Source organism: Amycolatopsis silviterrae, from assembly GCF_042684085.1.
Classification (GTDB): domain Bacteria; phylum Actinomycetota; class Actinomycetes; order Mycobacteriales; family Pseudonocardiaceae; genus Amycolatopsis; species Amycolatopsis silviterrae.
The window spans coordinates 172,120-197,875 of record NZ_JBHUKS010000012.1 but is presented as its reverse complement, the minus strand read 5'-3'; the positions used below and the strand labels follow the sequence as shown (position 1 = coordinate 197,875).

Genomic DNA, 25,756 nt, shown 5'->3' with positions numbered 1-25,756 from the left:
GTCGCCGTGAAGGTCGTCATCGTCGGAGCGGGCATCGGCGGGCTGACCGCGGCGCTGCGGCTGCACCGCGAAGGCATCGAGTGCGCGGTGTACGAGCAGAGCGCACGGATCGGCGAACTCGGCGTCGGGATCAACGCATTGCCGCACGCCGTCAAGGAACTCGCCGCGCTCGGGCTGCTCGACGCGCTGGACGAGATCGGCATCCGCACCCGCGAACTGTTCTACACCCACCGGCTCGGGCAGGTGATCCTGCGCAGGCTGTGCGGGCTGGACGCCGGGTTCACGCTCCCCCAGTACTGCCTGCACCGGGGCAGGTTGCAGGGCATGCTGCTGCAAGCGGTCGAGGACCGACTCGGTCCCGGCGCGGTGCGGATCGGACATCGGCTGACCGGGTTCGAGCAGGACGAGCACGGCGTCCAGGCGCGCTTCGCCGTGCGGGACAGCGACGCCCCGGTCACCGTGACCGGCGACGTTCTGGTGGCGGCGGACGGAATCCACTCCGCCGTGCGGTCCCAGCTGTTCCCCGACGAGGGGCCGCCGCGCTGGAACGGCGTCCTGATGTGGCGCGGCGCGACCGACTGGCCGGAGTTCGGCGGCGGCCGTTCGATGATCGTGTCCGGCGGCACCGCGGCCAAGCTGGTGATCTACCCGATCGGACCGGGCCGGTCCGCGGGCACCCGGCTCACGAACTGGGCCGTCTGCATTCAGACCGGACGGCCCGGCGACCCTCCCCCGGAGCGGCAGGACTGGGCCAAAGCCGGCGACCGGGCGGAGCTGGCCCGGCACCTCGGGCGGTTCCGCTGCCCGGGGGTCGACCACGTCGCGCTGGCCGAGGCCACCGAGGAGATCTTCGAATTCCCGATGTGCGACCGGGATCCGCTGCCCGCGTGGTCGCACGGACGCGTGACGCTGCTGGGCGACGCCGCGCATCCGATGTACCCGATGGGCTCGAACGGGGCCGGCCAGGCGATTCTCGACGCGACCAGCCTCGCGTCGCACCTGACCCAGCACGCCGATCCCGCCGAAGCGCTCCGGGCCTACGAAGCCGACCGGCTGGCGGCCACCGGCGAGATCGTGCTGCGCAACCGCCGGGGCGGCCCGGAGAACGTCATCGACGAGGTCGAACGGCGTGCTCCGGACGGCTTTTCCCGGCTCGAAGACGTGATCGACGCGGCCGCCCTCGAGGAGATCATCGCTGGATACGCCCAGGTGACCGGGGCGTCCCAGCAGCAGGTGAACCGCGCCTGAGCCCCAGGCCAGGAGCTTGAGCCGCGTGGTCCCACGCCTGCCGACTCAAAACCGGTGATTTGCCCGTATGGCCAGGTCCGGAGGTCCGTGAGGGGAGCCCTGAGGGAATCAGAGTCCGGCAGGGTTCCCCTCACGGACGGCAATCCTGCCGAGGCCAGGCCAGAGCCGCGCCGACTCCTTCGGCCTGGGCAGACGCGCCTCAACCACCCCCACAGCGCAGCCTTAAGCCCCGGGGTTCAGGCGCCCTCCACCGAACCGGGCGGCAGGAAGTCGACGTCGTGCAGCGCCGACACCCGGACCACCTCGGCCGGGTCGGTCAGGTTGTGCAGCTTGTCGAACAGCGTCGCGAGCTGTCCGGCCGGGCTCACCCAGAACAGCCCCCGGGTCATGCCTTCGCTGCGGTTGTAATAGGCGTGCGGAAGGCCCTTCGGCATCCGCACCGTGTCGCCGGGACCCGCGGTCTCCCACTTGCCGTCGAGGTAGAGGGTGAAAACGCCTTCGAGGATGTAGATGTGCTCGTCCTGGGTCGGATGGACGTGCGGCGGCACGCCGGTGCCGGGCGGGTCGAGGGTCTCGAACGCGAAGCTCGACTCGCTGGCCGCCTTCATCGAGTAGGTGTGGCCGAGCACGTTCCACACCTTGTTCCGCATGCCCTCGCGGGCGGGCGTGATCCCCTTGGGCAGGGGACCTAGCACGATTTCCTCGCCGGTCATCACACCTCCTGGCCGATGTTTCGTCCGACTCTGCGCTATCGCGCCGCCCGTGTACAGGCGCCAGTCACGAGAACGTGACGAGGCCGTCCGCCAAAACCGGGGTCCCGTCCGCCGCGCGCACGTCGAACGCGACGGCGTCGGGACGTGCCTGTCCCGCGTGGACCGACAGCGTCATCCCCGGGAAGACCGGACTGGTGAAGCGGCATTCGACCCCGGTGAGATCAGTTCGGCCCGGAGCCACGGCGGACACTGCTCGCGCGAGAATTTCTGTACCGTGCAGGACCGTGTCGGCCAGGCCTGCGGCACGCGCGACGCGAATGTCGGTGTGGATGGGGTTCCAGATCCTCGCGCATTCGCTGTAGACGACCGCGTTGGTTCCGTCGGTCTCGAACGTCGCGATCCGGGCGAGTTCGGCAGCACCGGACGACCGGGGTTTTTCGGCTGGGGCAGTGATTTCGCCGCCTTCGAGCCGGACACCTCGGTACAGCGTGCTCACCTGCGTGGTGACGAGCGGCGTTCCGCCGGGCGTCGTGGTGCGGAACTCGGTGACGATGAGCGCCGAATTGGTCCGTGCCTCGGCGCGATGCAGCCGTGCCTCGGTCCGCACCTCCTCGCCGGGACACAACGGCCGGTGCATCCGGATCCGGTGCCCGACGTGCAGACCCAGCCGCAGCGTTTCCGTGGACAGTTCGATCCCCGGCGCCCCCTGTTCGATGAGCGGCCATTCGATGCAGACCGGGAACACCGGGTGGCCGACGATGCCGCGGTCGAGATCGAAGAACTCGTCGCGGGTGTCTCCGACCGCCGCCGCGAAGGCGCGCAGCCAGCGGTCGTCGATCCGGTGGCCGGCGGACCGGACCAGTCCGGGGCGGTCGGTCGGCAGTACTCGGATCACGTGCTCGGTCGCCATCGGCCCATCCGTCCTCGCTTGCCAAAAACTGAACAGTCGGTACAGTAACAGAACCTCGCCGAGCCCGGTCCGCCCTTTTTCCGGACCGGCCGGCCCGTTTTCCGATTTGAGGGAGCACAGTGCGCGCGATCCAGATTTCCTCGCTCGACGGACCCGCCGCGGTGGAGCTGGTCGAGGTGGCCGAGCCCGAGGCCGCCGGCGGCGACATCGTCATCGACGTGAAGGCCGTCGGCGTCAGCTTCGTCGACGCCCTCATGACCCGCGGCCAGTACCAGGTCCGGCCGGAACTCCCGTTCGTTCCCGGGGTCGAGGTGGCCGGGATCGTCCGGTCAGCCCCAGCGGGCGCGGCGGTCCAAGCGGGCGACCGGTGCGCCGCCTACGTCCCGCGCGGCGGGTACGCCGAGGTGGTCGCCGCCAAGCCCGCGGTGACGTTCCCGCTGCCCGACGAGCTGTCGTTCCAGCAGGGCGCGGCGTTCGCGATGAACTTCCAGACCGTCCACTTCGCCCTCGTCCGGCGCGGGCGCCTGCGAGCGGGTGAGCACGTGCTGGTGCACGGAGCCGCCGGCGGCGTAGGCACGGCGGCGATCCAGGTCGCCAAGGGCCTCGGCGCGACGGTCACCGCGGTGGTCGATTCGGCGGCCACAGTCACTGTCGCCGAAACCGCCGGCGCCGATCACGTCGTGGTCGCCGAAGAAGGCTGGGCCGACGCGGTGCGCGCCGCCGCCCCGCACGGCATCGACGTGACCGTGGATCCGGTCGGCGGCGAGTACTTCGCGAACTCCATCCGCCTGCTGCGCCCGGAGGGGCGGCACCTGGTGATCGGCTTCGCCGCGGGCGGGATCCCGGAGATCGCGGTGAACCGGTTGCTGCTCAAGAACATCGAGGTCGCCGGGGTGTACTGGGGCGGTTTCGTCGAGCGGGACGACAGCATCGCGGCCGCCTCCGCCGCGGAACTCTCCCGGCTCGCCCGCGAGGGCTTCGTGCGGCCGGTGGTGGGCGGCGTCTACCCGCTGGCCGACGCCGCGAAGGCGCTGCAGGCCATCGAAGACCGCGCCACGTCCGGGAAGGTCGTTCTCGACGTCGCGGCCATCGGCTAGCCTCGTCTCCGCCCGTCGACCAGCGAAGGAAGCGTTCTATGCCCGTGAAGCCCGGCAGCACCGCACGACGCTCGAACCGGGCGGGGGCGGAAGCCAGGCAGCGCATCATGACGTCCGCTGTCCGGCTGTTCGCCGAGAACGGCTACCACGCCACCGGGATCGAGATGATCTCCCACGACACGGGGATCGGCCGGGGCGCGCTGTACCACCACATCGGCAGCAAAGAGACGCTGCTGTTCGAAATCTGCCACACCCGGCTGTCGGACCTGCTCACGCAGTCGGGCCGGATCGTCGCGGCGGAAGCGGCGCATCAGGAGCGGTTCCGGCAGCTCATGCGGTCCACGATGCGCAATCTCGCCGAGCACGCTCTGGAGTGGACAGTCGCGTTCCAGGAGTTCAAGGCCCTCACCGGGCAGCGGCGCGCGGTCATCCAGGACGCGCGCGACCGGTACGAGGCGATGGTGGCCGGGATCCTCCGCGACGGAGCGGGCGCGGGCGAGTTCCGCGAGCTGGATCCGCTGGTGGTCAAAGGCATTCTCGGGCACTTCAACTACTCGTACGCGTGGATCCGGCCGGACGGCGAGCGCACTCCGGAGGAGATCGCCGACCTGTTCACCGACACGGTGCTCAACGGAGTCCTGCGCGAGCCGCGGTAGCGAACGAAAAAGGCGGGGCCGGTCGATCCCGGCCCCGCCTTTTCGCGCTCCGCTTACCAGACCGCCTCCAGCAGCTCGCGGATCACCGTCTCGTCGACCGTCCGCGGCGATTCGCGGACCACGATGTCGCCCAGCGCGGCCCGCGCGACGCCGTTCAGCTTCTCGCGCCCGACGCCGAATTCCGACACCCGCCGCGGCACGCCCAGCTCGTCGAGGATCCGCTCCAGGCGGTCCGCCGCGGGAAGCTCCTCGTCGTCGCCCTGCACCCGCTGCAGCGACTGCGCCATCCGGGCCTGTTCGGCGGACGTCACCGGCTCCAGGAAGCGCATCACGTGCGGCAGCATGATGCAGGAGGTGACCCCGTGCGGGATCCCGACCGCGCCGAGCTGGTGGCCGATCGCGTGGGAGAGGCCGAGGGAGACGTTGTGCACGCCGATGATGGACATCCACGCCGCCTCCAGGCACTTGAGCGCGGCCTCGTGGTCGTGCGGATCGCGGACGGACCGCGGGAGGTACTCGGTGAGCATGGTCAGCGCACCGTTGGCCAGCGCCGTGGTGAAGGGGTGGGCGTTCTTCGCGTAGGCGGTCTCGACCGCGTGGTCCAGCGCCCGGACGCCGGTGGTCGCCCACAGGCCGCGCGGGGTGCTCGCGCAGAACTCGGGATCGAGGAAGACCACGCGGGGCGTCGCTTCGAGGTAGACCGTCAGGTCCTTGGTGTCGCGCGATTCGTCGACGGATCCGGCGAAACCGTCCCATTCGGCCGCCGACAACGTCGTCGGGACTGCGAAGACGGGCATCGGCGTGCCGGTGAGCGGACGCTGCCGGATCGTGCTCGGGTACTCGAACTCCAGGTAGTTGCGGGCGAGATCTTCGACCGAGTCCGAGCCCTCGCAGAGTCCGACCGCGGCCAGTTTCGCGGCGTCGCACGGCGAACCGCCGCCTACCGCGACGAACGCGTCCGCCTGCGCGGCACGCGCCTGTCCGATCAGCTCCACGATCAGCTCGACCGGGTTGTGCGCCTTGACCCGGGAGAACGTCCCGGCGACCCGGTCGCCGAGGCCGGCGGCCAGCTTCGCGAACGCCTCGCTCCCGCCGACCGACCTGCCGGTCACGAGGAACACGCGCCGCAGCCCCCGGCGGTCGAGTTCCGCGCCGATCTCGCGCACCGCTCCGGCGCCTTGGACGACAGTTTCGACCCGCGGCATCTCGAACGTCAGCACTTCGGGCATGGGGAACCTCCGGGTTTCGCACGTCATTGTGACTGGCTCGCGGCCGGCTCGCGGCCGGATCGTCGCAGGTCCGGCCGGGCAGCGAGCAGAACTGTACCGGTCATCCGGTATTTAGTCGAGCGCCTCCGGCACGTTTCCGCACTTGACGCGCCGCGCTGAGCGTGAAACTGTACCGACCGTTCGAGAAGTGATCCGAAGGGAGCCCGCCGTGCCTGTGGATCCGAGGGTCCCGCCCCGCGAGGAGCTGGTGCTGCGGTACCTGCTCGAACGCCGCGCGGCCGAAGACCCGGACAAGGTTTTCGCGGTCTTCGACGGAGGACCGGCCTGGACGCGGGCCGATCTGCTGCGCGAGGTCCGGCGGACCGCCGCCGCGCTGGAAGCGCTGGGCGTGCGGCAGTTCGACAACGTCGTGTGCTGGCTCCCCAACGGCCCGGACGTGGTGCGGTTCTGGTTCGCGATCAACTATCTCGGCGCGGTGTTCGTGCCGATCAACACGGCATATCGCGGCGGCCTTCTCGCGCACGTGCTGGACAACGCCGAGGCCGAGATCATCGTCGCGGACGCGGACCTGCTGCCCCGCCTGGCCGAGATCGACCGGCCCGGCGGCCTCCGCCTCGCGGTCCAGGTCGGCGACGGCGATCCCGGCCTCGACGACCTCCCGGTGCTCCGGGCGGCGGAGCTCCCGAACCTCGACGGCGAGGTGTCCGAACCGGGCACCCCCGTCGAGCCCTGGCACACCCAGGCGATCCTCTACACCTCCGGCACGACCGGCCCGTCCAAAGGCGTGCTGACCTCGTACATGCAGGCGTGGTCGGCCCTCGGCCCGGTCTCGATGCCGATCATGACAGCCGACGACCGGTTCCTCATCAACATGCCCGCCTTCCACGCGGGCGGCTCGACCCTGCTCTACGCGATGCTGCTGAACGGCGGTTCGGTCGCGGTGGTCGAACGGTTCAGCGGCGAGCAGTTCTGGCGGCAGATCCAGGAGACCAGGGCCACGATGGTTTTCCTGCTCGGAGTGATGGCCAATTTCGTGAACCGGCGCCCGCCGGAACCCGGCGACGCGGACAATCCGCTCGCCAAGATTTTCGTCGTTCCGCTCCTCGACGACATCGCGGCTTTCTCGAAGCGGTTCGGCGTCGACGTCTACACGATCTACAACATGACGGAATTGTCCGCGCCGATCGTGTCCGGGCCGAATCCGGCCGAAAAGGGGACCTGCGGAAAGGCGCGGCCCGGCGTCGAAATCCGGCTGGTCGACGAGGCCGACCGCGAGGTGCCGACCGGTTCGGTCGGCGAGATCGTGCTCCGCACCGACGCGCCGTGGGCGTTGTCCCACGGGTACTTCCGGATGCCGGAGGCGACCGCGAAGGCCTGGCGCAACGGCTGGTTCCACACCGGGGACACCGCGCGCAAGGACGCCGACGGCAACTACTACTTCGCCGACCGGCTCAAGGACGCGATCCGCCGGCGCGGCGAGAATATCTCGTCGATGGAGGTCGAAGCGGAAATCATGGCGCATCCGAGCGTGCGCGAGGCGGCCGTTGTCCCGGTGCCGAGCGAGATTTCCGAAGACGAAGTGCTGGCGGTGATCGCGACCGTTCCCGGAGCCGACCTCGACCCGGTGGAACTGATCCGTTTCCTCGAACCGCGGATGGCGTACTACATGATCCCCCGGTACATCCGGTTCGTGCCGGAATTACCCAAGACGCCCACCGCCAAAATCCAGAAAGCGGTCCTGCGGGAATCGGCCGTCACTGCCGACACCTGGGATCGCGAAGCCGCCGGGATCAAGCTCGCGCGCTGACGACAATGCTCGGAAAGGTTGATTCGTGAAGGCAGTGGTCTACCGCGGCACCGGCGGCCCGGAGGTGCTTCAGCTCGTCGAGCGGGACCTCCCCGCCGTCGCGCCGGGCGAGGTCCGGGTCCGCGTCGTCGTGTCCGGGGTGAATCCGACCGACTGGCGCAGCCGCTCGGGCCAATCGTCAGGGCTGCGGTTCGCGGAGCAAGTCCCGCACCAAGATGGCGCCGGCGTCGTGGACGCGGTCGGCGACGACGTCCGCGATTTCTCGCCCGGCCAACGGGTCTGGCTGTGGGACGTCGCCTCCGAAAGCCCGGCGGGTACCGCGCAGGAGTTCGTCTCGGTGCCCGCTCACCACGTCGTGCCGCTGCCGGACAACGCGAGCTTCGACGTCGGCGCCAGCCTCGGCATTCCGGCGCTGACCGCACATCGCACCCTGACCACTTCGGCGCGCGGACCGTACCGCCTCGGCCCCGGAACCATGACCGGCCGAACCGTACTGGTCCAGGGTGGCGCCGGCGCGGTCGGCCACGCCGCGATCCAGCTGGCGGCCTGGTCGGACGCGACCGTCCTGGCGACCGTCAGCAGCCCGGAAAAGGCGGAACTCGCCCGAAAAGCCGGTGCCCACCACGTCATCGACTACCGCACCGAGGACGTCGCCGCGCGCGTCTCGCAACTGTCGCCCGCCGGAGCGCACCACATCGTCGAGGTCGACCTGGGCAGCAACCTGGCGACCGACCTCGCCGTGCTCGCCCACGGCGGCAACATCAACGTCTACAGCTACGGCAACGGCGACCACCTCCCGATCCCGTCGCGGGAAATGCTGGTCAAGAACGTGCAGCTGGACTTCACCTTCACCTACACGACCGATGCGGAAAGCAAAGCGAATGCCCTGGCCGACGTGCACGCCGCCGCGGCGGACGGCGCGCTGGAGGTCGGCACCGAGCACGGGCTGCCGATCCACCGGTACGGACTCGACCGCGTCGCGAAGGCCCATCGCGCGGTCGCGGGCGGCGTACTGGGGAAGGTTCTGGTCGACGTGGCCCCGGCTTAGCCCGCCAGCCGGTCAGTTGTACTCGGAAATCTCCACCCCGAACGTCCCCGGCTCCAGCGCCTCGAAGATGTGCGGCACGTCCCCGGGATAACAGATGTAGTCCCCCGGCAGCATCTCCACCGGGTCGTCCATGATGCCGATCCGGGCCCGCCCGGCGCACAGCACGGTGTGCTCGACCACGCCGCTCATGTGCGGATCCGACCGCCGCGGGATGCCCGGTTCCGCGCGCACCAGGTAGACGTCCCGGCGGGCCGCGGACGGGCAGGCCGACAGCAGCGTGCACGCGTAGTCGGCGTGTTCGGCGAACACCGTCGGCCCCTTGCCCGCGCGGATCACCTTCACCTCCTGCCGCTCCGGCTCGACCAGGCGCGAGAACGGCACGTCCAGCGCGACGCCGAGTGCCCACAGCGTCTCCACGCTCGGGTTGCCGGATCCCGATTCCAGCTGGGACAACGTGGATTTCGCCAGGCCGGCGCGGCGCGCGACCTCGGTCAGCGAGAGGCCGGCGCGGGCCCGTTCGCGGCGCAGGGACGCCGCGATGATGTCCAGCGGCGCGCCGGTGCTCTCGTTCGGCATGTGTGTTCGCTCCATCAGTCTTGTCGTTCGCCTTGACGAACAGGGCCGGACGTGTTCAGCATAGGACACTATGCGTTCGATTTGGCGAACACTCGATCGCGGGCTCGCCCGCGACATCGGCCTCGTGTGCCTGGCCGACGCCCTCGTGGGCGTGTCCTACGGCGCCATCGCGGTGGGCTCCGGCTTCCCGCTGTGGGCGCCGATGCTGCTGTCCCTGCTGGTTTTCGCCGGCGCGTCGCAGTTCATGTTCGTCGGCATCGTCGCCTCGGGCGGCAATCCGCTCGCCGCGGTCGCCGCCGGGCTGCTGGTGAACGCACGGCACGTGCCGTTCGGCTTCGCGGTCGGCGACGCGCTCGGCCGAGGGCTGCTCGGGCGGCTGACCGGAAGCCATCTGATGATCGACGAATCGGTGGCGTTCGCGCTGGCCCAGCGCGAGGCGGACCGGCGCCGGGCGGCGTACTGGGCGTGCGGCATCGGGCTGTTCGTGTGCTGGAACCTCGGGGTCGTGGCCGGCGCGTTCGCCGGGTCCGCGATCAGCGACACCGACGCGTTCGGCCTGGACGCCGCCTTCCCGGCGGTGCTGCTGGCCCTGGTGCTGCCGTCGCTGAAAGACCGGGCGGCGCGGCTGCCGGTGCTGATCGGCGTGGTGGTCGCGCTCGCCGCCACTCCCCTGCTCCCGGCGGGCCTGCCGGTGCTCCTCGCGCTGGTCGGAGTGGTCGCCGGCGCGGCGGCGAAAGAACCGAAGTCGCTGGAAGGAGCGCACTGATGGACGGCGCGGAACTGATCGTCGCGACGCTCGCGCTGGCGGCGGGAACGTTCGCGTTCCGGCTCGCCGGGCCGATGCTGCGCACCCGGGTGCGGCTGTCCCCGCGATCCGAACGGCTGATGACTCTCTCCGCGGTGGTGCTGCTCGCCGCGCTGGTGGCGACCAGCGCGTTGACCCAAGGGCATGAATTCGCCGGGATCGCCCGGCCGGCCGGGGTGCTGGTGGGCGGGGTGCTTGCCTGGCGTAAGGCGCCGTTCGTGCTGGTCGTCATCGCCGCCGCGGCGACTGCCGCGTTATTGCGGCTCGCCGGGGTTCCGTAAAACTCCGCGGCGAATTCAGGCGGCGGAATTCACCGGGCGCGAAAAACGCGAACGGGAGGGGAAGACGAGTGCTCGCCTCCCCCTCCCGTCGGCGCGGAAATCAATTTCCGGTCATCGAGCGGCGACCGCGCCGCACGTCGGGTCTTCCTGCTGCGCGGGCACGCTCACCGCGTCCCAGGCCGCTTTCACGGTGTTGAATTCGGTGCAGCTGTTCGGGAAGAGGCTCTTCGCCGCGGTCAGCGTCCAGGTGCGGTAGCTCTCGTAGGAGCTGCCGCTGTTCTTCAGCAGCATCGCGTTGTAGAAGATCTTCACCGCGGTTTCCACGCCGAGCCCGGTGACCGAGGAGTTGTCGCAGGTCGGGCTGGCGGGCTGGCCGTTGGTCGGGTTCGACCCCTCGGCGAGCAGGTAGAACCAGTGGTTGCCGGGGCCCGCCGCGGCGTGCACCTCGGTGCCGGGGATCGAGCTGTCGTAGCAGTTCGCGTGGCCGAGCTGGGACGGGTCGTACATGTTCCGGATCGGCCCGCTGCCGACGAGGTCCACCTGGTTGCCGACGAGGAAGTCCGGGACCGCGTACGGCGCGGGCTCGTTGGCGAACCATTCGGACGCGGCGCCGTAGACGTCCGCGACGAATTCCTGGGTGCCGCCGCCGGACATGCTGCCGGGCGTGTGGTCGTCGATGCCGTGGCCGAACTCGTGCGCGATCACGTCGATCGAGCCGATCCACTGGCCCGCGGTGTTGTTGCCGACCTGCACCTGGGTGCCGTCGTAGTAGGCGTTCTGCTCGTTGAGGCCGACGCGGATCGGCCAGCCGCCGCCGTTGCCGTCGAAGCTGTTGCGGCCCAGCCATTGCGACAGCATCTTGTTCTCTTGCTGGATGCCGTAGAGGGCGTCGGCGCAGCCGGTTTCCCGGTCGGTCTCGTCGCCGTTGCCCCAGCTGTCGGTCGACTTGGTGAAGGTCTGCTGGGTGTCGGCGTCCTGGCAGGCGACGTTCCCGATGGTCGGGTCGGTCATCGAGTAGCCGCCGGCGCCGTCCGAAGAGGTGTCGATGTGCAGCGGCTCCGGGCCGTTCCACACCGCCTGCGCGTCGCCGTAGGCCACGTGTTCCTTCGTTTTCAGCACCTTGCCGGTCATCGCGTCGACCACGACGTCGAGCTTGCTCGGGCCCTCCGCGTTCCGCCCGGTCACCTGGGTCGTCCAGGCGAGTTTCGGGCTGCCGAGGGCATAAGCGGCGAGCTGCGCCGGGCGCACACTGTCCACAGTGGGCACTTGGCCGCGGGCGATCGTCTCGGCCTGACCGGCGGTCAGCTTCGGCGACGTGCTGGGAAGGTCGATCGCGGCGGTCTGCGCGACCGACGTGGCGAGGACCTGCCCGGCCGAGTTCGTGGCCACGACGAAGTCGCCGCCCACCACCGGCATTCCCTTATAGGTGCGGTCGTAGGGCACGTACTTCAGCCCGTTGACCGAGGAGATCACCTTGTGCTGCTGGAAAACATCGTCCTTGCCGGCGTGCAGCGCGGCGGGCCGGGAGGCCACCAGCGCCTGCGCGGCGTTGGCCGCCAGCGCTTCGGCGGCCTGCGGACTCTGCGGTTCGAGGGGCTGCGCGTGGGCGGCGGTGGCCGTGGTGACGGCCCCGGCCAGCACCCCGGCTGCGAGCAGCACGAGCGGTCGGCGCGATTTCATCGGCGGTGTTCTCCTCCGGACAGGCCGGATCAGGCCCGGGGGTGGGGGCCGGATTCGGAAGTGGAATGGGATCGAACCCCGCCAAGAGTCGGGTTTTTCCCAACTCCGGGCAACCGACGAAGGTCGTTAAGTTATCAACTTCGACAGCATTCGTCCCGATTTCCGGTGCGCGCATTCCGGAATATCCGCTTTCCGCCCACGAATCGCCAGACACCCCACCTCGGCAGCAGTCCGGCGTACCGGATGAATCCGGCGGGAATTCCCCGGTAAATCCTTGGTGGACAGTGGCTTCGCGGGCTGTCCACAGTGGAATCGAGCGGGCCGGGCCGCCGGGAGCCGCCGCTGGGCGAACGGCTGGTCCCGGGCCGTGCGCCTTGCCTCCCGGCGGGTCGCGGGTGTGTGATCGGGGACACAGTTTTTTCATCCGCCGTCGCTGAGGAGGCCGCTATGGCCGACAAGCAGAACAGGAGTACCGACACCGGGGCCGCCGTCGCTGTGGACGACCCCGCCAAGGTGCGCAACGTCGTCCTCGTCGGGCCTTCCGGCTCCGGCAAGACCACGCTCACCGAGGCACTGCTCGCCGCGTCCGGCACCGTGCCGCGCGCCGGTTCGGTCGTGGAGGGCACCACGGTGTGCGACCACGACCCGGCGGCGGTGCGCCAGCAGCGCTCGGTCGGGCTTTCCGTCGCCCCGGTGCTGCACGCCGGGCACAAAATCAACCTCATCGACACGCCGGGGTACGCCGATTTCGTGGGCGAGCTGCGCGCCGGGCTGCGCGCCGCGGACGCCGCGCTGTTCGTCGTCTGCGCCGCCGAGGGCGTGGACGCCGCCACCGTCGCGGTGTGGGAGGAGTGCGCGTCGGTGGGGATGCCGCGCGCCGTCGTGGTGTCGCGGCTCGACCACCACCGCGCCGACGCGCTCGCCGAGATCGCCGCCTGCCAAGCCGCCTTCGGCGCCGGTGTGCTCCCGCTGTACCTGCCCGCGCCGGACGGCCTGGTCGGGCTCATCACGCAGCGCCAGTACGACTATTCCGCCGGCTATCCGCCGCGCGTGGGCGAGCCCGACCCGGCGGCGTCCGACGGGCTCGCCGAGGCCCGCAACGAGCTGATCGAGGGCATCATCGCCGAGAGCGAGGACGAGACCCTCATGGACCGCTACCTCGGCGGCGAGGAGATCTCCGAGGACGTCCTGATAGCCGACCTCGAAACCGCCGTCGCGCGCGGTTCGTTCCACCCGGTCATCCCCGTGTGCGCGACGACCGGCGTCGGGCTCGCCGAGGTGCTCGACGGCATCGTGCGCGCGTTCCCCTCCCCGCTCGAACACCAGCCGCCCGGCGTGACCAGCCCCGACGGCGCCGAGCACGACGCACTGTCCGCCGATCCGGCCGGCCCGCTCGCCGCCGAGGTCGTGCGCACCGCGGTGGACTCGTACGTGGGACGAGTTTCGCTCGTCCGGGTGTTTTCCGGGACGCTGCGCCCGGAGAACGCGGTGCACGTGTCAGGCCACGGCCTCGCCGAGCGCGGCCACGAAGACCACGACGCCGACGAACGCGTCGCCCACCTGTACTCGCCGCTCGGCGCGAACCTGCGCGAGGTGCCGTACTGCGTGGCGGGCGACCTGTGCGCCCTCACCAAAGTGGGTTCGGCGGAAACCGGCGACACCGTGTCGTCGCCGGACGATCCCCTGCTGATGAAACCGTGGCGGATGCCCGAACCGCTGCTGCCGGTCGCCGTCGTCGCGAAGTCCCGCAGCGACGAGGACACCTTGTCCCGCAACCTTTCCCGGCTGGTCGCGGGCGATCCGACCCTGCGCCTGGAACGCAACGCGGAAACCGGGCAGCTCGTGCTGTGGTGCATGGGCGAGGCACACGCGGACGTCGTCCTGTCGAGGCTGCGCGCGGGCGGCGCGGACGTCGGTACCGAGCCGGTGCGGATCAGCCTGCGCTCCACTTTCGCGAAACCCGCCCGCGGCCACGGCCGGCACGTCAAGCAGTCCGGTGGGCACGGGCAGTTCGCGGTGTGCGACATCGAAGTGGAGCCACTGCCGCGCGGCGGCGGGTTCGAGTTCGTGGACAAGGTGGTCGGCGGTGCGGTGCCGCACCAGTTCATCCCGAGCGTCGAGAAGGGCGTGCGGGCGCAGCTGCAACGCGGCGTCCAGGACGGCTATCCGGTGGTGGATGTGCGCGTGACGCTCACCGACGGGAAAGCGCACAGCGTCGACTCTTCCGACGCCGCGTTCCAGACCGCGGGCGCGCTGGCCCTGCGGGAAGCCGCTGCGGCCAGCCGGATCTCGCTGCTGGAGCCGCTGGACACGGTGGAGGTCAGCCTGCCGGACGAGCACCTGGGCACGGTGCTGGGCGACCTGTCGTCCCGCCGCGGCCGGGTGCTGGGCACGGAATCCGGCGAGGGCGGGCACACGGTGGTGCACGCGGAGGTCCCGGCGGCGGAACTCCTGCGGTACGCCGTGGACCTGCGCTCACTGACGTCGGGGACGGCGACGTTCACCCGGCGGCACGCCCGGTTCGAGCCGATGCCGGAGGGGGCGGTAACCACCTCGTGAGTGGCAATCCCGGTTAGAACCGGGATTGCCACTCACGAGTCAGAACTCGAACCCGCCCGGCCGCCCGTTCCGGTCCGCCACCAGCCCTGCCAGCGTCGCGACCGCGATCTCCGCCGGGGTCCGCGAGCCGATGTTCAGCCCGACCGGCCGGTGCACCCGTGCGATGTCCGGTTCCGGCACGTCCAGCGCCCGCAGCGCTTCCACGTGCGGGCCCGGATGCCGCGGGTTGCCCAGCACGCCCACCCACCGCGTCGGCGTCGCCAGCGCGGCCTGCAGGACCGTCCCCAGCTCCGGCCGGTGGTGATCGGTCACCACGACGTCCGCGTCCGGTCCCGGAGCGGGTGCGGTCGTGCGGACCTCGACGCCGTCGGGAGCATCGGTCGCGCGCGCTTCGTCCGGTTCGAACAGCACGGCGCGATATCCGAGGTCGGCCGCGTAGCGCAGCAGGTACCGGGCCACCGGCGAGGCGAACACGGCCACCAGCGTCCGCTCGGCGGGCGGCTCCTCGGCTTCGCCGTGGGCGACGGCGCAGGCATCGGGTTCGGTCGTCATGCGCCCAGTCTGCCTCAGAGCTCCGGCTCGGCGAACTCGAAGTACTCCGGCAGCGGCGCGGTCCCGGCCAGCTTGAAATACCGCACTTTCCGGCGCCGCCGCAGCGCCAGGGTGTCCCGCACCGCGTCGTTGTGCACGCGGCGCGCGATGACGACCCGGTGTTCGGCGTCGGTCAGTTCCTCGGCGAGGACCACCGGCAGCCGGGACCGGTCGATCCGGGCCAGGACCAGGGTCAGTTCGTTTTCCGCCGCCTCGCGGTCCGGCCGCGCGGCACCTTCCGCCCGCGCGGCGGCGGCGTGCAGGTCGGTGCCGTCGTGCAGCACCGCGGCGACCGCCCGCGCCACCACGGCCCGGCGCGCGAGGGCGGCCTCCAGCGCGGCCCAGCCGGCGTCGGTCCGGACGTGCAGGCGGTCGAGCCGGTTCGCCGTCGCCACCAGGAACAGCCCGCCGAGCACCACGATCGCGGCCACCGCCACGAGCAGCCACACCAGCACCGTCACGCCAGCTCCCGCTCCCCCGCCGCGACCAGCCGGGGATCCGCCGCGATGGCCGTCTCGTAGACCCGCAGCACCTGGGTGACCACGACGCCCCAGTCATACGCCGTCACCCGCTCGCCCGCCGCAGCGGCGAGCGACGCCCGGTGCGCCGGGTCGCCCAGCAGTTCGCGCAGGCCGTCGGCCAGCGAGGCCGGGTCGCCGGTCGTGGTGAGCATTCCGGCGCGGCCGTCGTCGAGCACACGCCGGAACGAGTCGAGGCCACTGGCCAGCACCGCGGTGCCCGCGGCCATCGCCTCGGTGAGGATCATCCCGAAGCTCTCGCCGCCGGTGTTGGGCGCGCAGTAGACGTCCACACTGCGCAGCGCCCGCGCCTTCGTCTCGTCGTCGACCTGGCCCAGCAGCTCGATGTGCGGCCACAGCTGCGGCCCGGCCATCCGCCGCAGCTGGTCCGGATCGCCGCGGCCGACCACCAGCAGCCGCAGGTCCTCGAACTCCGGCAGCAGCTGCCGCGCGGCCTCCAGCAGCACGTCCATGCCCTTGCGCGGTTCGGTGAACCGCCCGACGAACCCGATCGTCCCGCCCGCGCGCGGGTAACCGTCCAGCGGCCGGGCGCGGGAGAAGAACTCGACGTCCACCCCGTTCGGGATCTCCACCGCGTCGCCGCCCGCGTGCTCCACCTGCACCCGCCGGGCCAGCGCGGACACCGCGATCCGCGCGGTGATCTTCTCCAGCAGCGGGCGGAGCACCGGCTGGAACGCCGACAGCGTCCGCGAGCGCGTCGTCGCGGTGTGGAACGTGGCCACGATCGGCCCGTCGGCGACCTTCAGCGCCAGCAGCGACAGGCTCGGCGCGGCCGGTTCGTGCAGGTGCAGCACGTCGAAGCCGTTGTCCCGGATCCACCGCCGCACCCGGGCATACGAAACCGGCCCGAACTGCAGCCGCGCGACCGAACCGTTGTACGGGATCCCCAATGCTTTGCCCGCCGGGTGCACGAAGTCCGGCAGCCGCGCGTCCTCGTCCGCCGGGGCCAGCACCGACACCCGGTGCCCCCGCTCCAGCAGCGCCTTCGCCAGGTCGATCACGTGCCCCTGGACGCCGCCGGGCACGTCGAACGAGTACGGGCACACGATCCCGATCTTCAACCCGCGCGCCACCCGGGTCAGCTCGCTTCTTCCAGCGGCTTGGGCCCCTCTGCCGCCGCGTCGGCGGGCCAGAACGGCTGCAGCATGTGCCAGTCGGCCGGATGCGCGGCGATGTCGCCGGCGAACACGTCGGCCAGCGCCTGTGTCGCGGCGGGCACCTCGGCCCGCGCGGTGACGCGGATGCGCGGGTGGATCCGGATCTCCCAGCCGTCCTCGGTGTACCAGCAGCCGGTCGGCAGCAGCGCGGCCCCGGTGGTGGCGGCCAGCCGCGCCGGGCCGGGCGGCAGGTGCGTTTTCTCGCCGAAGAACCGCACCGGGATCCCGGACGAGGTCAGGTCCCGGTCCCCCAGCAGGACCACCACCTTGTTCTCGCGCAGCCGCCGCAGCAGCAGCCGCATCGCCGCGCTGTCGCCGGTCAGCGGCACGATCTCGAAGCCGAGCGACTCGCGGAACTCCACGAACCGGCGGAACAGCGATTCGGGCTTGAGCCGCTCCGCGACGGTGGTGAAAGTGCCCGCGTAGCTGGCCAGCCAAACGCCCGCGATGTCCCAGTTCCCGCTGTGCGGCAGCGTCATCACCGCGCCGTTGCCCTCGGCGAGCGCCGCGTCGATGTTCTCCGCGCCGGTCACCGTCACCTGCTTCGCGACCGCCGCGTGGTCCATCGCCGGGAGCCGGAACGTCTCGAACCAGTACCGCGCGTACGACCGCATCGCGCGCCGCACCAGCTCGTCCAGCTCCGCCTCCCCGGCCTGCGGCACCACCCGGGCGAGGTTGGCGCGCAGCTGCCGCACGCCCCCGCCGCCGCGCCGGGCGGCCATGTCCGCGCCGAAGGCGAACGTCGCCGAGCCGAACCCCCTCGGCAGCCTCCGCGTGAGCCGCCAGCCCGTCGCGTAGCCGAACTCGCTGAGCCGCTGGGACAGTGTGCTCACGGTTGCTTCCCGCCCGCCGACGAGTCGGCCTGTTTCGCCGCGGCCGCCCGCGCCGCGCTCGCCACCGCCGCAGCCCGCTGCAGCAGCGTGACCACCGACAGCACGGCGAGCAGCCACAGCGTGATCTCCACGGTGTAGGGCACCCCCAGTCCGTGCAGGCCGGTGCCGACCAGCGCGATGATCAGCCGCTCCGCGCGTTCCACCAGCCCGCCGTCGGCTTCGAGGCCGGACGCTTCGGCGCGCGCCTTCACGTAAGAGATGACCTGGGCCAGCACCAGGCAGATCAGCGCGGCGGCCGCGGCCCGGTTGTTGTGGTCCTGGACGAAGCACCACCACGCGATCGCGGCGAACAGCGCGCCGTCGACCAGCCGGTCGCAGGTCGCGTCGAGGACCGCGCCGAACGGCGTGCCGTACCCGCGGGCGCGCGCCATCGCGCCGTCGAGCAGGTCGAGCATCGCGAAGCCCCACACGGTGAACGTGCCCCACAGCAGCATGCCCTGCGGGAAGAACACCAGCGCGCACGCGACGGCTCCCGCGGTGCCGAGCACGGTCATCGCGTTCGGGGTCAGTCCGGCGCGGACCAGGGTGGCGCCGATCGGGTCCGTCACGCGGGAGACCGAGGCACGGGCGAAAATGTTGAGCATCTTCCTCGTCTGTGCACCTGATTCGGGGGCGGGTGGGCGACGAAAGCCTATCGACCCCGCTGTCCGAACCGGACCCGCCCGCCCGCGACCCGCCGGAACGTCAGCCGGATTTCGGCAGTTCGGCGACCGGCGCCGCGAATTCCGCAGCCTCTTCGGCCTCCCGCACGGCCTGGCATTTGGGCCGCAGCCCGGCCAGGATCGCCTCGGAAATCTCGCCGAGCTGGCTCACCTGTTCGGGGGTCAACTGGTCGAAGAGCGTCTCCCGGACCGCCTCGACGTGCCCGGGCGCGGCCTCCTCCAAAGCGGCGAACCCGGCGTCGGTGAGCACCGCCCACGAGCCGCGCTTGTCGGTGGGGCACGACTCGCGCTGGACCCAGCCCTTGGCCTCCAGCCGCGCGACCGCGTGCGACAGCCGACTGCGCGACGAACCGCGCACCGACGCGAGTTCGCTCATCCGCAGCCGCCAGCCGTCGGCCTCGGACAGCGCGACGAGCACCTCGTAGTACGTGTGCGGCATGCCCGACTCGTGCTGCAGCTGTCCTTCGAGGTGCGCGTGCAGCAGCGAGCTGGCCTGGGCGTAGGCGCGCCAGACCCGCTGCTCTTCGTCGGTCAGCCAGCGTGGTTCGGACATATCGTCATCATACGCTGGTTGAGCACTCAATTACCGCCGCGCGACGGGCCTCACCACGCGCCCGCCAGCAGGTCCCGGGTCTCGCCGAGCAGCTGCGGCAGCACCTTCGTGTGCCCGATCACCGGCATGAAGTTCGCGTCGCCGCCCCAGCGCGGCACCAGGTGCTGGTGCAGGTGCGCGGCGATGCCCGCGCCGGCGATCACGCCCTGGTTCATCCCGATGTTGAACCCGTGCGCCGCCGACACCGCCCGGATCACGCCCATCGCGTGCTGGGTGAACTCGGCCAGCTCGCGCGTCTCGTCGACGGTGAGGTCCGGGTAGTCCGCGACGTGCCGGTACGGAACCACCATCAGGTGGCCCGGGTTGTACGGGTACAGGTTCAGCACCGCGAACACCGTCTCGCCGCGGGCGACGATCAGCGCGCGCTTGTCGTCGCCGAGGCCGGGCAGGCGGCAGAACGGGCAGCCGCCGGGCTCGTCGCCGTCCGGCTTGTCCTGGCCCCGGATGTAGGCCATCCGGTGCGGGGTCCACAGCCGCTGCAGCGCGTCCGGGACCCCGACCCCGTCCTGTTCGACGAGTTCCGGCTCGGTCACTTCAGGATCTTCTCCACGGCCTCGGCCGACGGCGACGCGTTCTCGCGCAGCCGCACCCACTCGGCGATCGCCTCGACCGCCTGGTCCACCGGGACGCCGTTGATCTGGCCGCCGTCGCGGAACCGGAACGACACCGCGCCCGCCTCCGCGTCCTTCGCGCCGGCCAGCAGCAGGAACGGCACCTTCTGCGTGGTGTGCGTGCGGATCTTCTTCTGCATCCGGTCGTCGCTCGCGTCCACCTCGACGCGGATCCCCTTGGCGCGCAACGCCTTCTCGACGTCGCGCAGGTACTCGACCTGGTCCGCGGTGATCGGGATGGCGACCGTCTGCACCGGCGACAGCCACGCCGGGAACGCGCCCGCGTAGTGCTCGGTCAGCACGCCGAAGAACCGCTCGATCGACCCGAACAGCGCGCGGTGGATCATGATCGGCCGCTGGCGGCTGCCGTCGGAGGCGGTGTACTCCAGGCCGAACCGCTTGTTCTGGTTGAAGTCCAGCTGGATGGTCGACATCTGCCAGGTGCGGCCGATGGCGTCCTTCGCCTGCACCGAGATCTTCGGGCCGTAGAAGGCCGCGCCGCCCGGGTCCGGCACCAGTTCGAGGCCGGAGTCGACGGCGGCCTGGCGCAGCGTCTCGGTGGCCTCCTCCCACTCCCAGTCCTCGCCGATGAACTTGTCCGAGTCGCCCCGGGTGGACAGTTCGAGGTAGAAGTCCGACAGGCCGTAGTCGGCGAGCAGGTCCAGCACGAACTTGAGCAGCGACCGCAGTTCGGACGGCATCTGCTCCTTGGTGCAGTAGATGTGCGAATCGTCCATGGTTAGGCCGCGCACGCGGGTGAGGCCGTGCACGACGCCGGACTTCTCGTAGCGGTAGACGGTGCCGAACTCGAACAGCCGCAGCGGCAGTTCGCGGTAGGACCGCCCGCGCGAGCGGAAGATCAGGTTGTGCATCGGGCAGTTCATGGCCTTGAGGTAGTAGTCCTCTTCCTCGAACTGCACCGGCGGGAACATGGTGTCCGCGTAGTACGGCAGGTGCCCGGAGGTGTGGAACAGGTCGCCCTTGGAGATGTGCGGCGTGTTCACGAACTCGTAGCCGGCTTCCTCGTGCCTGCGGCGCGAGTAGTTCTCCAGCTCGCGGCGGATGATGCCGCCCTTGGGGTGGAACACCGGCAGCCCGGAGCCGATCTCCTCGGGGAAGGAGAACAGGTCCAGCTCGGCGCCGAGCTTGCGGTGGTCGCGGCGCTCGGCCTCGGCGAGGCGCTCGAGGTGGGCGTCCTGCGCCTCGGCCGATTCCCACGCGGTGCCGTAGATCCGTTGCAGCTGCGGGTTTTTCTCGTTGCCGCGCCAGTACGCGGCGGCCACCCGGGTGAGCTTGAAGGCCGGGATGAACTTGGTGGTGGGCACGTGCGGGCCGCGGCAGAGGTCGCTCCACACGCGTTCCTTCGTGCGCGGGTCGAGGTTGTCGTAGATGGTCAGCTCGCCGCCGCCGACCTCCATCACCTCGGAGGTGTCCACATCGGACTTGAGGTCGACCAGCTCCAGCTTGAACGGCTCGTTCTTAAGCTCGTCCTTGGCCTCGTCGGTGGAAGCGAAGACGCGGCGCGAGAACTGCTGCGCGCCCTTGACGATCTGCTTCATCCGCTTCTCGAGCTTCTGCAGATCCTCGGGCGTGAACGGCTTTTCGACGGCGAAGTCGTAGTAGAAGCCGTCGCGCACCGGCGGGCCGATGCCGAGCTTGGCGTCCGGGAATTCCTGCTGCACGGCCTGGGCGAGCACGTGCGCGGCGGAGTGCCGGATCACGCTGCGGCCGTCCTCGGTGTTCGCCGCGACCGCTTCGACCGGGGCCTCGGCCTCCGGGGCCCACGCGAGGTCGCGCAGGTTCCCGTCGGCGTCGCGGACGACGACGATCGTGTCCGGGCCCTTGGTGGGCAGCCCGGCTTCGCGCACCGCGGCGCCCGCCGTAGTGCCCGCCGGCACCACCACGCGCGGGGCGGGTACGGCGGCAGCTGACGACGGTTGGGACACGATCGGGCTCCTTCGGGAGAAGTGGAATGAAACTGCTCCCGCTGATGCTAGTCGGCGGCGGGATCGCCGATTCGACCGCCGTCAGCCAGCACTCCCGGAAACCCCGAGAGGGGGGCCCCCCNNNCCCTCTCGGCGACAGCGATGGGGTCAGAGCGTGTCGACGACCTGGTCGAAGTCGAGCCGCGGCAGGCGGTCGTACCAGGGGTTGTCGCCCGGCTTGCCGATGTTCACCGCAACGAGCGAACGCCAGTTGTTGCCGGAGAAGAACTCCTTGTCCACGCCCGCGGCGTCGAAGCCGGTCATCGGGCCGGCGGCCAGCCCGGCGGCGCGCACGCCGATGATGAAGTAGCCGACCTGCAGCAGCGAGTTCAGCTTGGAGAACTCGACGCGGCCCGCCTCGTCGGAGAAGTTGTCCTTCACGCCGGGGTTGTGCGGGAAGGTCTGCGGGATGTTCTCGTGGAAGTCGACGTCCGCGGCCAGGATCACGGTCAGCGGCGCGGCCTCGGTCTTGGCGCGGTTGCCCTCGGCCATGAGCGGCAGCAGGCGCTGCTTGGCCTCGTCGCTGCGGATCACCAGCGCGCGCAGCGGCTGGGTGTTCATCGACGTCGGGGCCCACTTGACGAGGTCGTAGATCGCCCGGACCTGCTCGTCGGTCACCGGCTCGGTGCTGAAGCTGTTGGCCGTGCGCGCCTCGCGGAACAGCAGGTCCTGCACCTCAGTGGGCACCTGCAGCTGCTCGGACTCTGCGAAAGTAGTCATCGGATCCGTCGTTCCTTCCCGTGCTGTCGCCTACGCAGGGCACCAACATGGTTGAACGCTTGACTATTTCGCCGCCGGGCCGGATGTGACTCAGCGCACCGCGCGGGCGGTCAGTAGGCCCCCTGCCCGGCGAGCACGGCGCGGAAAGTCTTCCACAGGATCACCAGGTCGAGCGCCAGCGACCAGTCCTCGACGTAGCGCAGGTCGAGCCGGATGCTCTCGTCCCACGACAGATCGCTGCGCCCGCTCACCTGCCACAGCCCGGTCAGCCCGGGCTTCACCAGCAGCCTGCGGCGCGCCGCCGGAGCATACGTCGCGGTCTCCTCCGGCAGCGGAGGCCGGGGCCCCACCAACGACATCCGGCCGGCGACGACGTTGAACAGCTGCGGCAGCTCGTCCAGCGAGTACCGCCGGAGCAAGCCGCCGACCTTCGTCACCCGGGGGTCCTTCTTCATCTTGAACAGCGGCCCGGCGCCTTCGTTGGCGGTCTCCAGGTCGTTGCGGATCAAATGCGCGTTGACCACCATCGTGCGGAATTTGAGCATGGTGAACGCTTCGCCGTCCTTGCCGATGCGCCGCTGCCGGTAGATCACCGGACCGCGGTCGCCCGCCTTCACCGCCACCGCGATCGCCAGCAGGACCGGCGAGAACAGTGCGAGCAGCAACGCCGCTCCGCACCGGTCGACGACCTCCTTGACCAGGCGGCGGCCGCCCGTGAACGCGGGCGCGGTGACGCGCAGCAACGGCATGCCCAGCACCCCGCTGACGTTCAGCCGGGGCCCGGCGACCTCCATCAGCACCGGCGCGACGACCATTTCCGACGACGTGCCTTCGAGATCCCAGGCCAGTCGCTGCAGCCGCTCCGGATTCCAGTACTGGTCTCCTGTGATGGCGACGACCCGGTAGCCGCCGCGGCGCACGTGCCGGGACAGCTCCTCAAGCCGCCCGACGACCGGCACCCCTTCGATCTCCCCGGTCCCGGTGGACGTGCACACCGCCTCGACCCGCCATCCGACGTGCGCTTCGGTCCGCGTCCGCTTGATCAGGTCGGCGACGGTTTCCGCACTGCCCGCCGCCATCACCGGCAACAGGCACAGCCCGCGCCGCCGTCTCCGGTGCAGAATCTGCCTCAGCACATATCTCTGCGGGAACAGCACCAATGCGACAGCCGGCACCACGAAAAACACCCACGGCTGCACTTCGAGCGCGCCGAACAGCAATCCGCCGAACGCGACCAGAACCGCGGCGGTGATCAATGCCCGCCCCAGCGTCCGGTATTCCTCCGGGCCTTCGCCCAAAACTCGCGGACTCCAGGCGCGGCTGACCGGAAGGGCGCACAGAATCGCGAACGCGGTGCCGAACGCGTGCATGTCGTGCGGCGCGAGCCGGTCGATGACGAACGCGCTGAGCGCGATCACCAGACACGCCGCGACGAGATCCGAAGCGATCACGGTCCGCCGGTACCGCTTTTCCCATTCCGCGGCGTGCGTTTTCGGCGGATCGCCCTCGGCCGGGCAGACCCCGGCCGGGTCGAGCGGCTCGCCCGCGCCGCGGCCGGGCGACGACGGGGCCGCCACGTCGACCGGCGGCGCGGGGACCGCCCTCAGGTCGACCCGCGGCAGCGCGACGCCGTCCGCAGGCCATGGCCGCACCGGTTCTTCCATCAGTCCTCCCGCGCTACGCAAGCTCCCCGGACCGGATCTCCCCCGGCACGCTGAGTCAGGACCCGCAATCACCGTCAGTGATCACGATCGGGTCCGGCTCGCTGTCGCCGAAGGTGTGACGCTCGCCAAGGTATCGGGTGGTCAGCGAGCGGCGTTACAGAGATTTTCCAGCCACAGCCTGCAAGTCTTCCCGGTCAAGAAGCACCGGGAAGATAACGGGAATGTCACGATGGGTCACTCCGGCCCGGCAACCGGAACTACCCGCAGTAGTCAAGTTTCCCACTACCTACACCGATCGGCCCAGCAGGCCCGCAGCCGATCCAGCTCACCCGGGCGGGTCATCCGCCGCTCCGGCGCCCGGGCGCACCCCCGTTCGGGCACATGCCTTGCGCCGACTCGCCGATTCCCCTTGCCCGCAGGGCAATCCGCGCCGGAACGCGCGGACCGGCCGGCCTGCGGCCATTCGAGTGGTCCGAACCATTCCGACGACGCCCGCTCCCGGCAGGCATGCGCCCCGTGCATTTCTGGCGGACTAGCCGTCCACAACGGACATACCCTCGGCGTCAGGCGTTCGGTGGTGCCGCGGCCGTCGCGTTGAGCGCGGTCACCACCGCCTGCTCCTCGAAGTCGAAGTGCGCCTCCAGTTCACTGGCCAGCCGCTCCAGGTCCGCCCGCAACCGGAGCGGGTCGGATTCGCCCGGGACGAAACCGTCGACCAGCTCCCGGATCGAGTCCTGCAGCCGCGCCACCGCCTGATGCTGGTCAGCGAGCTGCGCGAGGGCCGGGGCGAGCGCCGGGAACTGCTCGGCCAGCGAGGGGAACACCACCGTGTCCTCGCCGACGTGATGCCGGCGCAGCGCGGTGCAGAAGCTGAGGCAATGGGTGCGCATCTCCTGCGCCAGATCCGGTTTCGGCCGGACGACGGCCGTCGCGGCGCCGCTGACGACGCGGTCCGCCTGCTCGCGCAACGTCCGCAGTTCGCCGCGGAACCACTCGTGCACCTCGACGAGCCAGTCCCCCATGCCCTTGACCCGTTCTTCCCCGGGCCGGGCTTCGATCCGATGCAATACGACCACCGGAATCTCGCGCGTCGTCTGCGCCTGGTAATCGCCGTATCCCGGAGCTTCGGCGACCACTCGCGCGAAAAGCTTCTCGTACGCCGCGCCTTGCGGAATAGCGGCGATCGCGCGATAAGTGCCATCGCGGGTTTCCACGGTGACAATCGGATTCCGCCGGATGTTGTGATACCAGCCGGGATTCCGGTCCGCCCCGTTCGCCGAAGCGACCACTGCCCCGTTGCCATCGATCTCCACATAGCCGAGAAGCACTTCCCGGCGCAGACCGGTTTTCGCGCCGGTCGTCGTCAGCACCGCCAGCGACCAGCCTTCGAACATGCCGCCCAGCTTCCCGTGGTTCGCACGGAACTCCTCGATGAGACGGCGGGAAAAATCGTTGCTCACACAATCCCTTTCGGTTTTTTCCGGAAGGAGGCATCGAGCACAGGATGGGACGCCAAAAGACCCCGCAGGCGTAAGCATGGCGCAGCGATCCAGGGGACGGATCCGCGAAACTGCGAGAGACGGAGAGCCCGATCTCTGTGCTGGCTGGGTAGCCGCTACCTCCATGCGTAGGCCCATACGGGGCGCACAGCTAAGTTAGCAGAACCGCGGAACCTCGGGCGACCGAGGCTGAATCCTTTCGCCGGACCGGCC

24 protein-coding genes are annotated in these 25,756 nt (G+C 70.5%); 8 read left to right on the top strand and 16 right to left on the bottom strand.

Annotated elements, in window-relative coordinates:
• Positions 1 to 6: 6 nt before the first annotated feature.
• Positions 7 to 1,248, top strand: a complete 1,242-nt coding sequence (locus tag ACFSVL_RS18375; RefSeq protein WP_378305671.1) for a flavin-dependent oxidoreductase — start codon at positions 7 to 9, stop codon at positions 1,246 to 1,248.
• Positions 1,249 to 1,484: 236 nt separating this feature from the next.
• On the opposite strand, the gene ACFSVL_RS18370 is transcribed toward ACFSVL_RS18375, so the two are convergent.
• Both ACFSVL_RS18370 and ACFSVL_RS18365 read right to left on the bottom strand, forming a co-directional pair.
• A complete protein-coding gene (locus ACFSVL_RS18370; RefSeq protein WP_378305669.1) occupies positions 1,485 to 1,961 on the bottom strand; it encodes a cupin domain-containing protein in 477 nt (158 codons plus the stop codon).
• 64 nt (positions 1,962 to 2,025) lie between these two features.
• Positions 2,026 to 2,871, bottom strand: coding sequence for a MaoC/PaaZ C-terminal domain-containing protein (locus ACFSVL_RS18365; RefSeq protein ID WP_378305667.1), 846 nt, complete (start codon positions 2,869 to 2,871; stop codon positions 2,026 to 2,028).
• 119 nt (positions 2,872 to 2,990) lie between these two features.
• Between ACFSVL_RS18365 and ACFSVL_RS18360 the strand changes: the two genes are divergently transcribed.
• Together ACFSVL_RS18360 and ACFSVL_RS18355 are read left to right on the top strand one after the other, a co-directional pair.
• On the top strand, positions 2,991 to 3,968 hold the full coding sequence (locus ACFSVL_RS18360) for an NADPH:quinone oxidoreductase family protein (protein WP_378305665.1): 978 nt from the start codon (positions 2,991 to 2,993) through the stop codon (positions 3,966 to 3,968).
• A 107-nt stretch (positions 3,969 to 4,075) separates the two neighbouring features.
• Complete coding sequence (locus ACFSVL_RS18355) at positions 4,076 to 4,624, top strand: TetR/AcrR family transcriptional regulator (protein WP_378305663.1); 549 nt, start codon at positions 4,076 to 4,078, stop codon at positions 4,622 to 4,624.
• Between the two features lie 53 nt (positions 4,625 to 4,677).
• On the opposite strand, the gene ACFSVL_RS18350 is transcribed toward ACFSVL_RS18355, so the two are convergent.
• Positions 4,678 to 5,853 carry an iron-containing alcohol dehydrogenase gene (locus ACFSVL_RS18350; RefSeq protein WP_378305661.1) on the bottom strand — a complete coding sequence of 392 codons (1,176 nt, stop codon included), beginning with the start codon at positions 5,851 to 5,853 and terminating at the stop codon, positions 4,678 to 4,680.
• Positions 5,854 to 6,061: 208 nt separating this feature from the next.
• Between ACFSVL_RS18350 and ACFSVL_RS18345 the strand changes: the two genes are divergently transcribed.
• Both ACFSVL_RS18345 and ACFSVL_RS18340 read left to right on the top strand, forming a co-directional pair.
• Positions 6,062 to 7,660 carry an AMP-binding protein gene (locus ACFSVL_RS18345; RefSeq protein ID WP_378305660.1) on the top strand — a complete coding sequence of 533 codons (1,599 nt, stop codon included), beginning with the start codon at positions 6,062 to 6,064 and terminating at the stop codon, positions 7,658 to 7,660.
• A 25-nt stretch (positions 7,661 to 7,685) separates the two neighbouring features.
• Positions 7,686 to 8,708 carry an NADPH:quinone reductase gene (locus tag ACFSVL_RS18340; protein WP_378305658.1) on the top strand — a complete coding sequence of 341 codons (1,023 nt, stop codon included), beginning with the start codon at positions 7,686 to 7,688 and terminating at the stop codon, positions 8,706 to 8,708.
• Between the two features lie 12 nt (positions 8,709 to 8,720).
• Here ACFSVL_RS18340 and ACFSVL_RS18335 read toward each other — a convergent pair whose 3' ends face one another.
• The gene (locus ACFSVL_RS18335) at positions 8,721 to 9,284 is read right to left on the bottom strand and encodes a helix-turn-helix domain-containing protein (RefSeq protein WP_378305656.1); all 564 of its coding nucleotides are present in this window, start codon (positions 9,282 to 9,284) and stop codon (positions 8,721 to 8,723) included.
• Positions 9,285 to 9,354: 70 nt separating this feature from the next.
• Between ACFSVL_RS18335 and ACFSVL_RS18330 the strand changes: the two genes are divergently transcribed.
• Both ACFSVL_RS18330 and ACFSVL_RS18325 read left to right on the top strand, forming a co-directional pair.
• A complete protein-coding gene (locus ACFSVL_RS18330; protein ID WP_378305654.1) occupies positions 9,355 to 10,050 on the top strand; it encodes an AzlC family ABC transporter permease in 696 nt (231 codons plus the stop codon).
• On the top strand, positions 10,050 to 10,370 hold the full coding sequence (locus ACFSVL_RS18325; protein WP_378305652.1) for an AzlD domain-containing protein: 321 nt from the start codon (positions 10,050 to 10,052) through the stop codon (positions 10,368 to 10,370). The genes ACFSVL_RS18330 and ACFSVL_RS18325 overlap by 1 nt, the downstream gene beginning before the upstream one ends.
• Before the next feature lie 111 nt (positions 10,371 to 10,481).
• Here the strand turns inward: ACFSVL_RS18325 and ACFSVL_RS18320 are convergent, their stop codons facing one another.
• Positions 10,482 to 12,050 (bottom strand): M4 family metallopeptidase, encoded by a 1,569-nt coding sequence (locus ACFSVL_RS18320; RefSeq protein ID WP_378305650.1) that lies wholly within the window; start codon positions 12,048 to 12,050, stop codon positions 10,482 to 10,484.
• A gap of 447 nt (positions 12,051 to 12,497) precedes the next feature.
• Here ACFSVL_RS18320 and ACFSVL_RS18315 point away from each other — a divergent pair, with 447 nt between their 5' ends.
• On the top strand, positions 12,498 to 14,609 hold the full coding sequence (locus ACFSVL_RS18315; RefSeq protein ID WP_378305648.1) for an elongation factor G-like protein EF-G2: 2,112 nt from the start codon (positions 12,498 to 12,500) through the stop codon (positions 14,607 to 14,609).
• Positions 14,610 to 14,648: 39 nt separating this feature from the next.
• Here ACFSVL_RS18315 and ACFSVL_RS18310 read toward each other — a convergent pair whose 3' ends face one another.
• The 11 genes from ACFSVL_RS18310 to ACFSVL_RS18260 all read right to left on the bottom strand — a co-directional run bounded on the left by ACFSVL_RS18310 (position 14,649) and on the right by ACFSVL_RS18260 (position 25,504).
• Entirely contained in the window at positions 14,649 to 15,161 is a 513-nt protein-coding gene (locus ACFSVL_RS18310) for an XdhC family protein (protein WP_378305646.1), read from the bottom strand.
• A gap of 14 nt (positions 15,162 to 15,175) precedes the next feature.
• On the bottom strand, positions 15,176 to 15,661 hold the full coding sequence (locus ACFSVL_RS18305; protein WP_378305644.1) for an NUDIX hydrolase: 486 nt from the start codon (positions 15,659 to 15,661) through the stop codon (positions 15,176 to 15,178).
• Positions 15,658 to 16,800 (bottom strand): glycosyltransferase family 4 protein, encoded by a 1,143-nt coding sequence (locus ACFSVL_RS18300; RefSeq protein WP_378305850.1) that lies wholly within the window; start codon positions 16,798 to 16,800, stop codon positions 15,658 to 15,660. Before ACFSVL_RS18300 ends, ACFSVL_RS18305 begins: the two co-directional genes overlap by 4 nt.
• Before the next feature lie 17 nt (positions 16,801 to 16,817).
• Positions 16,818 to 17,729, bottom strand: a complete 912-nt coding sequence (locus ACFSVL_RS18295) for a phosphatidylinositol mannoside acyltransferase (protein ID WP_378305642.1) — start codon at positions 17,727 to 17,729, stop codon at positions 16,818 to 16,820.
• Positions 17,726 to 18,373: a phosphatidylinositol phosphate synthase gene (gene pgsA, locus ACFSVL_RS18290; RefSeq protein WP_378305640.1), complete on the bottom strand. Its 648-nt coding sequence runs from the start codon at positions 18,371 to 18,373 to the stop codon at positions 17,726 to 17,728. Before pgsA ends, ACFSVL_RS18295 begins: the two co-directional genes overlap by 4 nt.
• A 100-nt stretch (positions 18,374 to 18,473) precedes the next feature.
• On the bottom strand, positions 18,474 to 19,004 hold the full coding sequence (locus tag ACFSVL_RS18285; RefSeq protein WP_378305638.1) for a MarR family winged helix-turn-helix transcriptional regulator: 531 nt from the start codon (positions 19,002 to 19,004) through the stop codon (positions 18,474 to 18,476).
• Between the two features lie 50 nt (positions 19,005 to 19,054).
• Positions 19,055 to 19,597, bottom strand: coding sequence for an HIT family protein (locus ACFSVL_RS18280; protein ID WP_378305636.1), 543 nt, complete (start codon positions 19,595 to 19,597; stop codon positions 19,055 to 19,057).
• The gene (gene thrS / locus ACFSVL_RS18275; RefSeq protein ID WP_378305634.1) at positions 19,594 to 21,621 is read right to left on the bottom strand and encodes a threonine--tRNA ligase; all 2,028 of its coding nucleotides are present in this window, start codon (positions 21,619 to 21,621) and stop codon (positions 19,594 to 19,596) included. Before thrS ends, ACFSVL_RS18280 begins: the two co-directional genes overlap by 4 nt.
• Positions 21,622 to 21,768: 147 nt before the next feature.
• Positions 21,769 to 22,380, bottom strand: coding sequence for a malonic semialdehyde reductase (locus ACFSVL_RS18270; RefSeq protein WP_378305632.1), 612 nt, complete (start codon positions 22,378 to 22,380; stop codon positions 21,769 to 21,771).
• A gap of 110 nt (positions 22,381 to 22,490) precedes the next feature.
• Complete coding sequence (locus ACFSVL_RS18265; RefSeq protein ID WP_378305630.1) at positions 22,491 to 24,044, bottom strand: sugar transferase; 1,554 nt, start codon at positions 24,042 to 24,044, stop codon at positions 22,491 to 22,493.
• Between the two features lie 563 nt (positions 24,045 to 24,607).
• Positions 24,608 to 25,504 carry a nitroreductase/quinone reductase family protein gene (locus tag ACFSVL_RS18260; protein WP_378305628.1) on the bottom strand — a complete coding sequence of 299 codons (897 nt, stop codon included), beginning with the start codon at positions 25,502 to 25,504 and terminating at the stop codon, positions 24,608 to 24,610.
• Between the last annotated feature and the right edge of the window lie 252 nt (positions 25,505 to 25,756).